This is a genomic window from Type-E symbiont of Plautia stali (assembly GCF_059731115.1).
Map to the genome: position 1 here is coordinate 691965 of NZ_AP035906.1, position 13999 is coordinate 705963.

Genomic DNA, 13999 nt, shown 5'->3' on the forward strand with positions numbered 1-13999 from the left:
TAAATGTGTTAGTGTTTTTATTCAATGGGTTGAAGCCGGGCCTGCTGTAACATATGCAATGTGATCTTTCTGACCTCTGCCTTACTGACGGCAATGTGGTCGGTTAAAATGCGTTGTGCCTCCTCGGTTTGTTGCTGGAAAATCGCCCGTAAAATCTGAGCGTGTTCGCGGTATGTCGCATCTACCCGGTCGTCGCGGGTAAAGTCGAGACGACGGATGATGCGGATCTTTTCGGTCAGTTCGGCGTGGATGCGTGCCATCTCCTGATTGCCCGCGGCGGCTACCAGCGCCATATGAAAGGCTTCGTCGTGCGCCGACACCGCTTTGCCATCCTCCAGGCGTGGCGCATCGATCCAGAAACCTTTCAGTTCGTTCAGGATTTCCGCACAGGCCAGCGGCGGCAGCGCGCACAGGCGGCGCACTGCTTCGCGCTCCAGCACGGTGCGGAAGTCGTACAGCTCTTCGAAGTATTCGAAGTCGAACGGCTTCACCTGCCAGCCGCTGCGGAACCACACTTCGACATAGCCCTCGCGCTCCAGCCAAAACAGCGCCTGACGTACCGGCGTGCGGCTCACGTCGAGCCGATCGGCGATTTCGTTTTCGCTAAAGCGGTCACCGGGCATTAAACGAAACTCAAAAATGTCCTGTTTCAATGCCTGATAAACCTTCTCCGCCAGCGCTTCCGGGCGGCCTTTGCTGCGTGGGCTTTGATGCATACGAGTTCCTTATTCCAGCCACAGCAGGGTGTCGCCCGGACTCACCGGACGTCCTGCCTGACAGGCAATGCGTTTCACCGTGCCGGCCTGCGGCGCGACAATCGCCAGTTCCATTTTCATCGCTTCGACGATGATCAGCGTCTGACCGGCTTCCACTGCGTCCCCCGGCTGCACCAGCACTTTCCAGATGTTGCCGTTCATATCGGCACAGACCGCTAGCGCATCTTCGTCGGCTTCCGGGGCCATCAGCGTCTCTTCACTGGTCAGCGGCGCGTTCTGCTCTTCCTGTGCCCACAGCGTCACTTCCTGTTCGAAAGCGGCTGACTGGCGCTGACGGAATTCGGCAATTGAGTCGGCGTGTTCAGCGAGGAATTGCTGGTGGGCAGCAAAATCAAACAGCGTCTCTTCGATGCGTACCGTGGCGCGGCCTTCGCGGAAGTCATCGCGCAGTTGCGTGAGTTCATCTTCGGTCACCGGATAGAAGCGCACCTGATCGAAGAAGTGCAGCAGCCATGGCTCATCCGCCGCGAACTGGTCGTTCTTGAGGAATTTGTTCCAGATTGGCAGCGTGCGGCCCACCAGCTGATAGCCACCGGGTGAATCCATCCCGTAGATGCACATGTACATGCCGCCAATACCGACTGTGCCTTCGGCGGTAAAGGTACGTGCCGGGCTGTATTTGGAACTGAGCAGGCGATGGCGCGGATCGATCGGTACTGCGCATGGTGCGCCGAGGTAGACATCGCCCAGGCCGAGAATCAGATAGCTGGCATCGAAAATGGTGTCGCGCACCGCTTCGCGAATCTCCAACCCATTAATGCGCTGAATAAAATCAACGTTGTTCGGCAGCCATGGTGCGCTAGCGCGCACGGTTTCCTGATAACGCTCAACCGCACCGAGCGTGGCGCTGTCTTCAAATGCCATTGGCATCCAGACGATGCGCGAAGGCACTTTCAGCTGGCTGACATCGCCGAGTCCGGCTTCCAGTTCCAGCAGCAGATTCATCAGCTGTTTCTGGCTGAGGATCAGGCTGTCATAGCGCACCTGCAATGAACGCACACCAGGCGATAACTCTTCCACGCCAGGCACCGCACGTTCACGCAGCGCATTCATCAGCAGGTGCACACGCAGACGCAGCGCCAGATCCAGCACGTTGTCGCCGTACTCAATCAGCACATATTTATCACCGGCCTGGCGATACACGGCAGCAGGCGTGGTGTCTGTGGCGGGCAGTGCGGCCAGCAAGGTCGCAGAGCCGATGTCACTGGTCGCCAGCGAAGGCACCTCGAAGGCTGGCGCATGGGTACTGCGCAAGGTTTCCACGCTGTGCGCCTGGGCTTTCTCCAGCGCCACCGCTTCGTCGGCGCTGATTGGATGGAAGCGAATGCGGTCGCCCGGTTTCACCTGACCGACTTTCCACAGCTCCGCTTTGGCAATCGTCACCGGACAGACGAAGCCACCAAGGCTCGGGCCGTCATGGGTCAGGATCACCGGGAAGTCACCGGTAAAGTTCACCGCGCCAATTGCGTATTCGCAGTCGTGTACGTTGGAAGGGTGCAGCCCGGCTTCGCCGCCGTTGGCACGCGTCCAGGTCGGTTTGGGTCCCACTAAGCGCACGCCGAGACGGTTGGAGTTGTAGTGCACCTGCCAGTCGCTGGCAAAGAACTCGTCGATGGCAGCCTGGGTGAAGAAATCCGGCGCGCCGTGCGGGCCGTACAGCACGCCGATGCGCCATTCGTTGCCATAGTGCGGCACCAGCGCGTGATCGAGCGCTTGCGGTTCACTGATCGGCGCGGGCGTGGTGCAGGCGGCCAGCAGCGGCTGGGAGATCGGCAGCATATCGGCGATGCGCAGGGTGCGTCCGGCATGACCGCCAAACTGGCCGAGTGAGAAGGTAGAACGGCTGCCCAGATATTCCGGCACATCGAAGCCGTTGCGCACCGCTAAATAGGTGCGGCAACCGCTTTGCGCACGGCCTAACGTCAGCGTCTGGCCTGCTTTTACACTGATTGGTTGCCAGTAATCGAGGCTTGCGCCATCCAGTTCTGCCGGGCAATCTGCGCCGGTAAGGGCAATGACTGCGTCGCTGTGGAAACGCAGTGTCGGGCCTTGCAAAGTAAATTCCAGCCCGGCGGCGCTGTCGTGGTTGCCGGCAATGCGGTTTGCGAGGCGGAAAGCGAAGTCATCCATCGGGCCTGAAGGTGGCACGCCAATATCCCAATAGCCGAGGCGGCCAGGGAAATCCTGGATGCTGCTGAAGGTACCGGGTTGCAGCACTTCAATTACGCTGGCAGACGGCGTAAAGCTGTCGAGGAAACGCGTCCAGACTTTGCCGCTGCTGAACGCTTCGGTGGCCACAATCTGGCGCAGATAATCGAGGTTGGTGGCGATGCCGTGCAGCTGTGTGGCATCCAGCGCCTGCTGCATTTTTGCCAGCGCCGCTTCACGCGTGTCGGCGTGAACAATCAGTTTGGCAACCATCGGATCGTAAAATGCTGAGACTTCGGTGCCGGTATCGATCCAGCCATCGACGCGCACGCCATCCGGGAAACTGACGCCGGTCAGGGTGCCGGGACTTGGCTGGAAGTTTTTCAGTGGATCTTCAGCATAGATACGTACTTCAATCGATGCGCCTTTGGGTGCCTGCTGCAGTCGCGCCCAGTCGATGGCATCACCGGCGGCAACTTGCAGCATGCACTCCACCAGATCGAGGCCGGTGACACACTCCGTCACTGGATGCTCCACCTGTAAACGGGTGTTCACTTCGAGGAAGTAGAACGCGTCCTGTTCGGCGTCGTAGATGTATTCCACGGTACCGGCGCTGCGATAGCTCACTAACTCGCCCAGACGCACGGCCGATGAGAGCAGCGCCTCACGCGTCGCCTGCGGCAGGTTCGGTGCCGGGGTCTCTTCCACCACTTTCTGGTTGCGACGCTGTAATGAGCAGTCACGCTCACCGAGGGCAATTACTTTGCCGCTGCCGTCACCAAAAATCTGCACTTCAACGTGGCGCGCGCGGTCGATAAAGCGCTCCAGGAACACGCCTGCATCACTGAAAAACTGTTCGCCGAGACGACGTACGCTCTCCCATGCATTGCGCAGCGCATCGGCGTCGTCACAGCGGGTTAAGCCAATACCGCCGCCGCCCGCCGTGCTTTTTAGCATCACCGGATAACCGATGTTTTCTGCCGCGCTGAGCGCCTCTTCCAGCGAGTTGAGCAGCGGTGTGCCAGGCGTCATCGGCACACCTGCGCTAGCCGCCAGTTCACGCGCGCGGTGCTTCAGGCCAAACTCGCCAATCTGCAGCGCCGTCGGACCAACGAACGCAATCCCCGCCTCTTCACAGGCGGCGGCAAACGGCAGGCTTTCGGAGAGAAAGCCGTAGCCCGGCCAGATGGCTTCTGCGGCGGTCTCTTTAGCAGCAGCCAGAATTTTATCGATGCGCAGATAGCTGTCGCTGGCTTTGTCACCGCCGAGGGCAATCGCCACATCGGCTTCTTTGACATGGCGCGCGTTACGGTCGGCATCGGAGTAAACGGCAACGCTTTTCACGCCGAGGCGCTTCAGGGTGCGAATCGCACGGCAGGCGATTTCGCCACGGTTAGCGATCAGGACGGTGCTGAACATGGTTATTTACTCCCCTGAGAGGCCAGCCAGTTGCGCCAGCCGCCAAATTCGGTAATTTCCAGCGCCTGCGACAGCACCGCCGGTTCACAGATAAAGCCTTTCACCACGCGACCATCAGCCAGCGTCAGAGATCCAATGCCGAGCGGTGCCGGGATTTCCGCCACAAATTCGCCAAAGCGCGCGAGTGGGATATCCCACAGTTCCACGGTGATGGCGGCACCACTGTCACCGCGCAGCAGGCCGGGTTTTTTGATCGGACCATCGAGCAGGGCAAACAGGCGGTAGTGGCTGGCGGTTTGTGTCTCTTCCACCCACACCGCATCGCGGGTGGTGAGCTGGAAATTCAGCGGCATGCCGGTGAGGTGCGCACCGACCACTGCCACGCGTACGTGATCGGCAGACACCGGGAAGGCGGTGTATTGAGCGGGCTGAGCTTTGCCGGTCGCGCCTAACGTCAGCGCCATCTGCTGTTGCCACTGAATGCCGAAGCCTGCCAGCGCGCGATCCTGCCAGGCAGACGCAATCAGCGTGATGCCCGCAGGCAGGCCATCGGCGCGGAACGGACCAGGCAGCGCCAGTGCGCTAAGGTCAGCAAGGTTAGTGAAGTTGGTGTAGGTGCCAAACTGCGAGTTGTAATGCACCGGCTCCTGCTTCATCTCTTCCAGCGTATGAATGGTTGGCGAGGTCGGCACCACTAGCGCATCAAACTGCGCCAGGGTTTGCTGGATTTGACGCGTCAGCTCAGCGCGCAGGTATTCCGCCTGATAAGCCTCGACGGCGGTGTATTTCAGGCCACTGCTGACAATACCGTACACCACCGGGTCCATCTCTTCCGGGCGATTGATCATCTCACCGACAGCGACAGTGCGCTCGGCAACCCACGGGCCGTAATAAAGCTGTTCCGCCAGTTGGTGGAATGCGGTGAAGTCGATAGGGTGCAGTGTCGCGCCGCCCGCTTGCAGTTGCTCCAGCGCACGTAACCAGGCTGCTTCGGCCTGCTTATCACCAAAGAATTCAGGCATGGCAGGAATGGCGAAATCAGGTCGAGCCTTAAAGCTGGCAGGCGCGGTGTGCGGATTGTTGCGTGAGTAGGCGTCTCCCGCATCGTAACCGCCTGCGGCGGTGGCAACGGTGAAGGCATCTTCCACCGTCAGAGCGAAGACGGAGATGGTGTCATTCAAACGGCAAGCAGGCACTACGCCGCTGGCCGAGAACCAGCCTTTGGTCGGTTTCAGACCGACGATGTTGTTAAAACCTGCCGGGACGCGACCGGAACCGGCGGTATCGGTGCCCAGCGAGAAGCCCACCAGGCCGCGCGCCAGCACCGAAGCAGAACCGGAGCTGGAACCACCGCTAACATACTCGGGGTTAAAGGTGTTGCTTACCGCACCGAACGGAGAACGCGTGCCGACTAACCCAGTGGCGTATTGGTCGAGGTTGGTTTTGCCGATCACCACCGCACCGGCCGCTTTAAGCTGTGCGACCACAAAGGCATCAGTTTCAGCCGTATAGGTTAAGGCCGGACAGGCGGCACTGGTCGGCCAGCCTGCCACATCGATATTGTCTTTCACCGCAAACGGCACGCCAAACAGCGGCAGCGCTGCGGGATTGCGCAAATAACTCGCCAGCAAGGGTTCGATTTGCGCTTGCAGCTGTGCGGGCGAGGCGACATACAGCCAGGCATTATCCTGCTGATCGATAGCGTCGAGGTGGGCTGCCAACAGCGCGCTAATGCACTGCGGGTCCTGCTGATAGCGATGTTGCCAATCCTGAAGCGTGTATCCGAAGGTTGCTGCCATGAGTGAATTCCAACTGGTATACAAGATGGAATTCAACAGAGCAAAGCGCGTGCCATTTTTGTAAGTAAATGAATAGCTGTAGCTAATTGATATGACATAAGATTTTGTGATGATAATTTGCACAGTCACAGCGCAGACAGTGTGCAATCACGGTGCGCCTGCGTAAATTTTGTGAAGAACATGGCAAGAGACCGTTGGCCTGGTTAGCATGAGTTAAGTCTGGCATGAGCTGGATCGCAGCAGAGAGGAGAGCAGAGTGGAGAAGTGGCGTAACTGGATGATAGGGATCTGTCTGGTCAGCACGGCCAGCAGCGTGTGGGCCGACTCGCTGGATCAACAAAGACAGCGCTATGCGCAAATCAAACAAGCCTGGGATAACAATCAAATGGACCAGGTCTCGCAGCTGATGCCAACGCTGCAGGATTATCCGCTCTATCCGTATCTGCAATACCGTTTGCTGGCGCAGGATCTCGATCAAGAGACGCCGCTGGCGGTGAAGAATTTCATTCAGCAATATCCAACGCTGCCACCGGCGCGTTCACTCTCGACACGCTTCGTCAACGTGCTGGCACATCGTCAGGACTGGCAGGGCGTGCTGAGCTTTAGCCCGGATGAGCCCAAACCGGTGCAGGCGCGCTGTAACTGGTATTACGCCAAGTGGGCTACCGGCCAGCAGCAGGTGGCGTTTGATGGCGCGAAATCGATCTGGCTGCGCGGTTCCGCGTTACCGAATGACTGCGATCAGCTGTTCTCGGTGTGGCAAGCGTCCGGACAGATGTCGCCGATCACCATTCTCGAACGTATTCGCCTGGCGATGAAAGCCGGCAACGACAGTCTGGTGAATTATCTGGCGAAAATGCTGCCGGCGGATTATCAAACCACTTCCAGCGCGCTGATTGCGCTGCAGCAAAATCCGCAGACCGTCACCACTTTTGCCAGCAGCCTCGGTCCGACCGATTTCACTCGTATGGCCACCAGTTATGCCTTTGCCCGCGTCGCGCGTGAAGACATGGATAATGCGCGCATGATGATCCCGCAACTGGTGCAGGCGCAAAAAATGAGCCCGGCGGAAGAGCAGGATCTGAAGGAAACTGTCGTGTGGCGCATGATGGGCGCCGATCTGACTTCCGAGCAGGCGCGCTGGCGTGATGCGGTGGTGATGAACAGTGAATCCACCGCGCTGGTGGAGCGTCGCGTGCGTCTGGCGCTCAGTCAGAACGATCGTCGTGGACTGAACACCTGGATCGCGCGTTTACCGGTTGAAGCCAAAGAGAAAGATGAGTGGCAATACTGGCAAGCCGATCTGCTGATTTCTCAGGGGCGCAAAGAAGAAGCCGATGAGATTCTGCGTAAGCTGATGCAGGCTCGTGGTTTCTACCCGATGGTGGCGGCGCAACGTCTCGGCGTGGAATATCCGTTGCAGATCGATCAGGCTCCGGCGGCAGACAGCTCGGTGGTGCAGGGGCCTGAACTGGCGCGCGTGCGTGAGCTGATGTATTGGGGGCTGGATAACCTGGCGCGCAGTGAGTGGGCCAATCTGATCTCCAGCAAGACCCATTCGCAGCAACAGATGCTGGCGCGTTACGCCAACGAGCAGGACTGGTGGGATCTCAGCGTGCAGGCGACCATTACCGCGAAAATGTGGGATAGCCTGAAAGAGCGCTTCCCGCTGGCATGGCGCAATCTGTATCAGCAATACACCAGCGATAAAGGTATTCCGCAGAGCTATGCCATGGCGATCTCCCGCCAGGAGAGTGCGTGGAATCCGAAAGCGCGTTCGCCGGTCGGTGCCAGTGGTTTGATGCAGGTGATGCCAGCCACGGCCAGCCATACCGTGAAGATGTATAACATCCCCGGCTATGTGAACAGCAGCCAGCTGCTGGATCCTCAGACCAATATCCAGATTGGTACCCAGTATCTGGAGTACGTCTATCAGCAGTTCGATCAGAACCGCATCTTCTCCTCGGCGGCCTACAATGCCGGGCCGGGCAGGGTGCGCAGCTGGTTGAATAACAGCGGCGGAAAACTGGATGCGGTGGCGTTTATCGAAACCATCCCGTTCTCCGAAACACGCGGCTACGTGAAAAACGTGCTGGCGTATGATGCTTACTACCGATATTTCATGGGCAAGCCGGATAAGATTCTCGCCGATGGTGAGTGGAATCGCCGTTACTAGCTGTGCTATGCTTCCGTACTCGTCAATGAGTACGGAAGCCCTTCATGAGCCAACCCCTTTCCTCCCAGCCGGATGCGGCTGAGCCTGTTGAAGATAACTGGCTGCGTTTTATCGATTTAATGCAAAACGCTTTCGCGGATGGTGTGTCGTTGCCGTTGTTGCAACTGATGATGACGCCCGATGAACGTGAAGCGTTTGGCACACGCCTGCGCATTATCGAAGAGCTGATGAACGGCGACATGAGCCAGCGCGAGCTGAAGAATGAGCTGGGCGTCGGTATCGCCACCATCACGCGTGGCTCTAACAGTCTGAAAGAAGCGCCTCCCGAGCTGAAACGCTGGCTGGAAGCGCGCTTAGGCCGCCATTAATTACTGTTGATACAGCGGATGGGTGAACGGGCAGAGTGCCAGTATCAGCGCCTGGTGGTAAACGCTGGAGCGGCTCAACAGACCGTTGGTAAACGCACCGATAGCACCGCCTTTCTGCTTGATATTATCAACGCCAGTTAAGCGCGCCATTTCGTGACCGAGTTCGTGTCCGGCGGCTAAGCCCGCCATGACAATCGGCGGCAAGGTGAAGCTGGCGGAGCGCGATTCGCCGCGCTGCTGGGCGTTTTCAATCACCATCCATGCAAAGGCACAATCGCCTTCGATACCGGCCTCAATCGCGACCCAGTAGTCAGATTCAGGACACTGCAAACGCGCATTTGCCACGCGGGTACGTGCGCCAGTTCGCGTTTCGACATCGCTTAACGGCTGTGCGGCAACGCCGCTCTCGACCTCGACCCCTTCAATATGGCAGGATCCTTCACCAAAGACGTCGTTGAACGCCTGAGCAATCGCGCGGATTTTTGCCGGGTTGATGGTGGCTGCGACAACGTGGTACATAATTGTTTGAACCCTCAAGGCAAATTTGTCGCAGTATAACGGAAATTAAGCATGCTACAGGTCTATCTTGTTCGTCACGGCGAAACGGTATGGAATGCGGCCCGACGCATTCAAGGTCAATCCGACAGTCCGCTGACGGAAAAAGGTGAGCAACAGGCCCAACAAGTGGGCGAACGGATGAAATCGCAGGGCATCACCCATGTGATTGCCAGCGATTTAGGCCGCACGCGCCGCACCGCCGAGATCATCGCGGATGCCTGCGGTTGTACGGTCACGGTTGATGCACGTTTGCGTGAGCTGAATATGGGCTGTCTCGAACAGCGCCCCCTTGATGGCTTAACGCCGGAAGAGGAGAGCTGGCGTAAAACGCTGGTGGATGGCACCCAAGACGGCCGCATCCCTGGCGGTGAATCGATGCTGGAGATGGCGACGCGCATGCACGAAGCACTGAACGCGTTGCTCGAACTGCCAGCGGGCAGCCGTCCGTTGATTGTCAGTCACGGTATGGCGTTAGGCGTGTTAGTGAGTACGCTATTGGGATTGCCGGCGCACGCTGAGCGCCGTTTGCGCCTGCGCAACTGCTCGATTTCACGCGTGGATCATCAACAAAGCGCGTGGCTGGCTGCAGGTTGGGTGGTCGAGACGGCAGGCGATGTGTCGCATCTGGATGCGCCTGCGCTGGACGAATTGCAGCGTTAAGGGTCATTCGGTTTCGGTGCGCATCAATGCGCAGCCTGTAAAGGGTGGGGGTAATGATTGCCTGCCCAGCAAAAGGGTCAGCTCGCCATTTATGCCGATCTGCCGTTATTGAAGCCAAAAAAATGCCGTCATCATGACGGCATTTTCATATCAGCGATTCTGCTGCGGGCGAATGGGAATCAGGTATTCGCAACGGATTTCCGTTGGCGGCTCGCTGCGTTTCTTACCGCCATGCGTGAAGAAACGCTCAATATCCTGGCCCTGACGACGCACCAGACCCAACGTTGGCATACAGGTGCCGTATAGCAGCAGAATGAACTCACCTAGTGCGCTGCGCGCACCGTTATAGGTGAACTGCACGTAATCCCCGGCTTCGAGAATCACCTTTTGATTCGACTGCATGCTCAATGCCTGTTGATCGGCAGGCACTGCCGTGGTGTAGAGAATCTCCTGCTCATCATCCTTTTCATGGCTGGCACGTACCTGATGCAGACCGTATAACACCGGTGGCACGGTATCAGTTTCCAGCAGGAACTGTTTCCAGAAATGGATGCGCATTTCGTCACGGTAGCTGGAAATTTGCTCCAGCGTACAGGTGTAACTTTGCGTTTGCCCGACCAGCACCGTTTCCGGCAGCGTGACAAACGTGGCCTCAGGCATGTGGTGATCGTCGAGACGAATCGGCGGGCGAATGCCGAAGGAGTTCCATTCCGATGAGCGACGATACCAGGCGGGCGTTTGATTAAACTGCTTTTTAAACGCACGGGTAAAAGTCTGCTGTGAATCGAAGCGGTATTGTAAAGCGATGTCGAGGATCGGGCGGCTGGTCAGGCGCAAGGCCACAGCGGCTTTCGACAGGCGACGCGCGCGGATGTAAGCGCCGATGGCGTGGCTCGTCACTTCCTTGAACATACGCTGCAGGTGCCACTTGGAGTAGCCCGCTTTCAACGCAACATTATCTAATGAAAGGGGTTGATCCAGATGGCTCTCCAGCCAGACAAGCAAATCGCGAATGATACCGGCTTGGTCCATAAAACATCCTCATAACTCTCTGGTGGCGCAACTATGAAGTCGTCGAATAATAGCACGAAATGCACAAAAGCGTGGGGGCGGTTTGTCAATCGGCTGTGTTAAATCAATGCGGGCTACAACCCGTTTAGGTTTGGTTCCGGGTTCAATTGACAGTACATTACAGTCTCATCTATTCGATTGGCAATGGTAACTCAATGACAATAGCTCGCTTTCTTATAATCACGCTGGTAACGGCTGTGTTCAGCGCGGGTGTCCAGGCCGAGGAAGTTGGCTCGGTAGACACGGTGTTCAAGATGTTTGGCCCCGATCATAAGATCGTGGTGGAAGCCTTCGATGACCCCGACGTAAAAAATGTAACCTGTTATATCAGCCGGGCGAAAACAGGTGGGATCAAGGGCGGATTAGGTCTGGCGGAAGATACTTCCGACGCGGCCATCTCCTGCCAGCAGGTTGGGCCTGTAGAGCTTAGCGATAAAATCGCACAAGGCAAGGCGCAAGGAGAAGTGGTCTTCCAAAAGCGCACTTCATTGGTATTTAAGAAGCTGCAGGTGGTGCGCTTCTATGATCAAAAACGTCATGCGCTGGTTTACCTGAGCTACTCAGATAAAGTGGTGGACGGTTCGCCGAAGAATGCGCTGAGCGCTGTGCCAATCATGCCGTGGCATTGAGGCATAAAAAAACGCCCTGATGGGCGTTTTTCTTTTACTGCAGCAAACTTAATCCTGCAATTCACCACAGAAGCGATACCCTTCGCCATGAATGGTGGCGATGATTTCTGGCGTATCCGGGGTGGATTCGAAATGCTTACGAATGCGGCGGATGGTGACATCCACGGTGCGGTCATGCGGCTTCAGCTCACGACCCGTCATCTTCTTCAGCAGATCGCCACGGGTTTGAATCTTGCCCGGGTTTTCGCAGAAGTGCAGCATCGCGCGGAACTCACTGCGTGGCAGCTTATACTGTTCACCGTTCGGGCTGATCAGTGAGCGGCTGTTAATATCCAGCTCCCAGCCGTTAAAGCGATAGCTTTCAACCGCGCGACGTTCTTCACTTGGCATCGCCAGATTCATGGTGCGCGATAACAGGTTGCGTGCACGAATCGTCAGCTCACGTGGGTTAAACGGTTTAGTGATGTAATCATCGGCGCCAATCTCCAGGCCGAGGATTTTATCCACTTCGTTATCACGACCTGTCAGGAACATCAGCGCAACGTTTGCTTGTTCACGCAATTCGCGTGCCAGCAGCAAACCGTTTTTGCCTGGCAGGTTGATATCCATGATCACCAGATTGACGTCATTTTCCGTCAAAACCTGATGCATCTCGGCGCCGTCGGTGGCTTCATAGACCACGTAACCTTCCGCCTCAAAAATACTTTTGAGGGTGTTACGCGTGACCAGTTCGTCTTCAACGATAAGAATGTGCGGGGTCTGCATGTTTCGCTACCTAAAATTTGCCAACAAATCGAAAACAGGGCGTACGATGGCTGCGTTTACTGTTCATCAAAACAGCGTGCCTTACGCAACCGGTGTACGAAATAATCTTCGGAATACACCATCCATCTATGTCAACTTCAGTGTTAGCTCAGCCAGTCAGGATGAATATTTGCGTGCCCCGTGGGTATCGGACTGGCGCTTATCCTAACCGTATTAACAGCAACCTAACAGCACCAACAACAACCGATAAGCATAAAAACAACGCTTCGTTGACTTATATCAAATGCAAGTGTAGCACGTTAACACTTTTATGAAAAACTTCTCCAGGAATGCCAGCTTAGCTCACAAAAAGCAGCATTTTTGCTACATTTTGGCTGCATAACGGTAAAACTAAAACCTGCAGGAAATAATATTTTAATAATATGAAAAACAATAGATTTATATTAATTAAGCGTGAAAATTTTAGTTATATCCCACAATATCTTCTCCCCATCGCTTTTATCCTCTTTTAACATCCTTAACATCTTATTTTCTCTTGTCCGTGCGGTTGGTATTTTTGCCACTGCATGCCAACATAGGGCGAGTTGTTAACAGTTCGATGGAAAAATCATGCATTTCCCCTTAATCCTTGTCTCACCCGCCCGTCCGGAAAATATCGGCGCGGCCGCTCGTGCCATGAAAACCATGGGTTTTAGCGAACTGCGTATTGTCGCCAGCGATGCCTGGCAAGACCCGGCTGCGCGTCGTGTTGCGCACGGTGCCGGTGAGATTCTCGATAATGTCAAAACCTACACCACGCTGAATGAGGCGCTGGCCGATGTCGATTTCTCGGTCGCCACCACCGCCCGCAGTCGTGCGAAGTTCCGCTACTACGCCACGCCGGCGCAAGTCGAAACCATTCTGCAGGAGAAGCGCCAGTGGCTGAGCCGAATCGCGCTGGTATTTGGTCGTGAGGACAGTGGCTTAACCAATGAAGAGCTGGATCAGGTCGATCTGCTGACCGGCATTCCAATGGCCAATGATTATCCTTCACTCAACCTCGGACAGGCGGTAATGGTGTACTGCTATCAGCTGTCGGCGCTGAATCAGGTCGCGGCAGAAGTGAAAGAAGTGGCGAACGAACACCAGCTGCAGGCGCTGCGCGAGCGCTTTCACCAGCTGCTGGTGAAACTGGAGGTGAGCGACGATGCCAAAATGGCGGACTGGATCGATCAGCGCATTGGCCTACTGGAACAGCGCGATAGCGCCATGCTGCATCGCCTGCTACATGATGTAGAAAAAAACTTATAGATAAATAATCGGTGAATATCGTTTTTAATAGTGACTGATCGGGAAACAGGGCGATCAGTCGAACGATCCCAATATGATTTATGCGCAGACACCGAACTCTGCGCAGTCGCCTCAAAATAGCGGCTAAGACAAATTCGTTGACTTAACGTGCGCTTTGCTTTACTTCTGGAAGGCAGACGGACAAGACAAAGACAGACAGAAAAAATATCAATGCGTAATCACAGCCTGAACACCACAATTATTATTACCACCACCATTACCACAGGTAACGGTGCGGGCTGACGCATACAGGAAAAACAAAGAAAAAAGCCCGCACCTAAACAGTGCGGGTTTTTTTTTC

The 13999-nt window shown here is 56.2% G+C and carries 12 protein-coding genes and 1 other annotated feature; of the genes, 6 read left to right on the forward strand and 6 right to left on the reverse strand.

The window, feature by feature from the left end:
• Positions 1 to 17 precede the first annotated feature (17 nt).
• Genes AC6I8L_RS03110 through atzF form a run of 3 tightly spaced genes read right to left on the reverse strand, consistent with a single transcriptional unit; the run spans position 18 to position 6142 of the window.
• Entirely contained in the window at positions 18 to 716 is a 699-nt protein-coding gene (locus AC6I8L_RS03110) for a GntR family transcriptional regulator (RefSeq protein WP_034826206.1), read from the reverse strand.
• 9 nt (positions 717 to 725) lie between these two features.
• Positions 726 to 4343, reverse strand: a complete 3618-nt coding sequence (gene uca / locus AC6I8L_RS03115) for an urea carboxylase (protein WP_058959379.1) — start codon at positions 4341 to 4343, stop codon at positions 726 to 728.
• Between the two features lie 2 nt (positions 4344 to 4345).
• Positions 4346 to 6142, reverse strand: coding sequence for an allophanate hydrolase (atzF, locus tag AC6I8L_RS03120; protein ID WP_058959459.1), 1797 nt, complete (start codon positions 6140 to 6142; stop codon positions 4346 to 4348).
• A gap of 256 nt (positions 6143 to 6398) precedes the next feature.
• Here atzF and sltY point away from each other — a divergent pair, with 256 nt between their 5' ends.
• Both sltY and trpR read left to right on the forward strand, forming a co-directional pair.
• On the forward strand, positions 6399 to 8318 hold the full coding sequence (gene sltY / locus AC6I8L_RS03125) for a murein transglycosylase (protein WP_058959378.1): 1920 nt from the start codon (positions 6399 to 6401) through the stop codon (positions 8316 to 8318).
• A 44-nt stretch (positions 8319 to 8362) separates the two neighbouring features.
• Positions 8363 to 8686: a trp operon repressor gene (trpR, locus tag AC6I8L_RS03130; protein ID WP_058959377.1), complete on the forward strand. Its 324-nt coding sequence runs from the start codon at positions 8363 to 8365 to the stop codon at positions 8684 to 8686.
• Here the strand turns inward: trpR and yjjX are convergent, their stop codons facing one another.
• Positions 8687 to 9205: an inosine/xanthosine triphosphatase gene (gene yjjX, locus AC6I8L_RS03135; RefSeq protein ID WP_058959376.1), complete on the reverse strand. Its 519-nt coding sequence runs from the start codon at positions 9203 to 9205 to the stop codon at positions 8687 to 8689.
• Positions 9206 to 9256: 51 nt separating this feature from the next.
• Here yjjX and gpmB point away from each other — a divergent pair, with 51 nt between their 5' ends.
• On the forward strand, positions 9257 to 9904 hold the full coding sequence (gene gpmB / locus AC6I8L_RS03140) for a 2,3-diphosphoglycerate-dependent phosphoglycerate mutase GpmB (RefSeq protein ID WP_038649182.1): 648 nt from the start codon (positions 9257 to 9259) through the stop codon (positions 9902 to 9904).
• 150 nt (positions 9905 to 10054) lie between these two features.
• On the opposite strand, the gene robA is transcribed toward gpmB, so the two are convergent.
• Entirely contained in the window at positions 10055 to 10936 is an 882-nt protein-coding gene (gene robA / locus AC6I8L_RS03145; protein ID WP_058959375.1) for an MDR efflux pump AcrAB transcriptional activator RobA, read from the reverse strand.
• Positions 10937 to 11130: 194 nt separating this feature from the next.
• On the opposite strand from robA, the gene creA reads away from it, so the two are divergent.
• Positions 11131 to 11604, forward strand: coding sequence for a protein CreA (creA, locus tag AC6I8L_RS03150; RefSeq protein WP_479398009.1), 474 nt, complete (start codon positions 11131 to 11133; stop codon positions 11602 to 11604).
• 48 nt (positions 11605 to 11652) lie between these two features.
• Here creA and arcA read toward each other — a convergent pair whose 3' ends face one another.
• Positions 11653 to 12369, reverse strand: coding sequence for a two-component system response regulator ArcA (gene arcA, locus AC6I8L_RS03155; RefSeq protein WP_034826183.1), 717 nt, complete (start codon positions 12367 to 12369; stop codon positions 11653 to 11655).
• Between the two features lie 609 nt (positions 12370 to 12978).
• Here arcA and AC6I8L_RS03160 point away from each other — a divergent pair.
• Both AC6I8L_RS03160 and thrL read left to right on the forward strand, forming a co-directional pair.
• Positions 12979 to 13659, forward strand: a complete 681-nt coding sequence (locus tag AC6I8L_RS03160) for a tRNA/rRNA methyltransferase (RefSeq protein WP_058959374.1) — start codon at positions 12979 to 12981, stop codon at positions 13657 to 13659.
• 210 nt (positions 13660 to 13869) lie between these two features.
• A complete protein-coding gene (gene thrL, locus AC6I8L_RS03165; RefSeq protein WP_128601299.1) occupies positions 13870 to 13941 on the forward strand; it encodes a thr operon leader peptide in 72 nt (23 codons plus the stop codon).
• Positions 13877 to 13999 (forward strand) — a sequence feature (Thr leader region). (Overlaps the previous gene by 65 nt.)

Coding starts and splice junctions, on each gene's coding strand:
- arcA (WP_034826183.1), bottom strand. CDS start 12,369: ATGCAGACCCCGCACATTCTTATCGTTGAAGACGAACTGGTCACGCGT.
- atzF (WP_058959459.1), bottom strand. CDS start 6,142: ATGGCAGCAACCTTCGGATACACGCTTCAGGATTGGCAACATCGCTAT.
- uca (WP_058959379.1), bottom strand. CDS start 4,343: ATGTTCAGCACCGTCCTGATCGCTAACCGTGGCGAAATCGCCTGCCGT.
- AC6I8L_RS03110 (WP_034826206.1), bottom strand. CDS start 716: ATGCATCAAAGCCCACGCAGCAAAGGCCGCCCGGAAGCGCTGGCGGAG.
- AC6I8L_RS03160 (WP_058959374.1), top strand. CDS start 12,979: ATGCATTTCCCCTTAATCCTTGTCTCACCCGCCCGTCCGGAAAATATC.
- trpR (WP_058959377.1), top strand. CDS start 8,363: ATGAGCCAACCCCTTTCCTCCCAGCCGGATGCGGCTGAGCCTGTTGAA.
- gpmB (WP_038649182.1), top strand. CDS start 9,257: ATGCTACAGGTCTATCTTGTTCGTCACGGCGAAACGGTATGGAATGCG.
- robA (WP_058959375.1), bottom strand. CDS start 10,936: ATGGACCAAGCCGGTATCATTCGCGATTTGCTTGTCTGGCTGGAGAGC.
- creA (WP_479398009.1), top strand. CDS start 11,131: ATGACAATAGCTCGCTTTCTTATAATCACGCTGGTAACGGCTGTGTTC.
- yjjX (WP_058959376.1), bottom strand. CDS start 9,205: ATGTACCACGTTGTCGCAGCCACCATCAACCCGGCAAAAATCCGCGCG.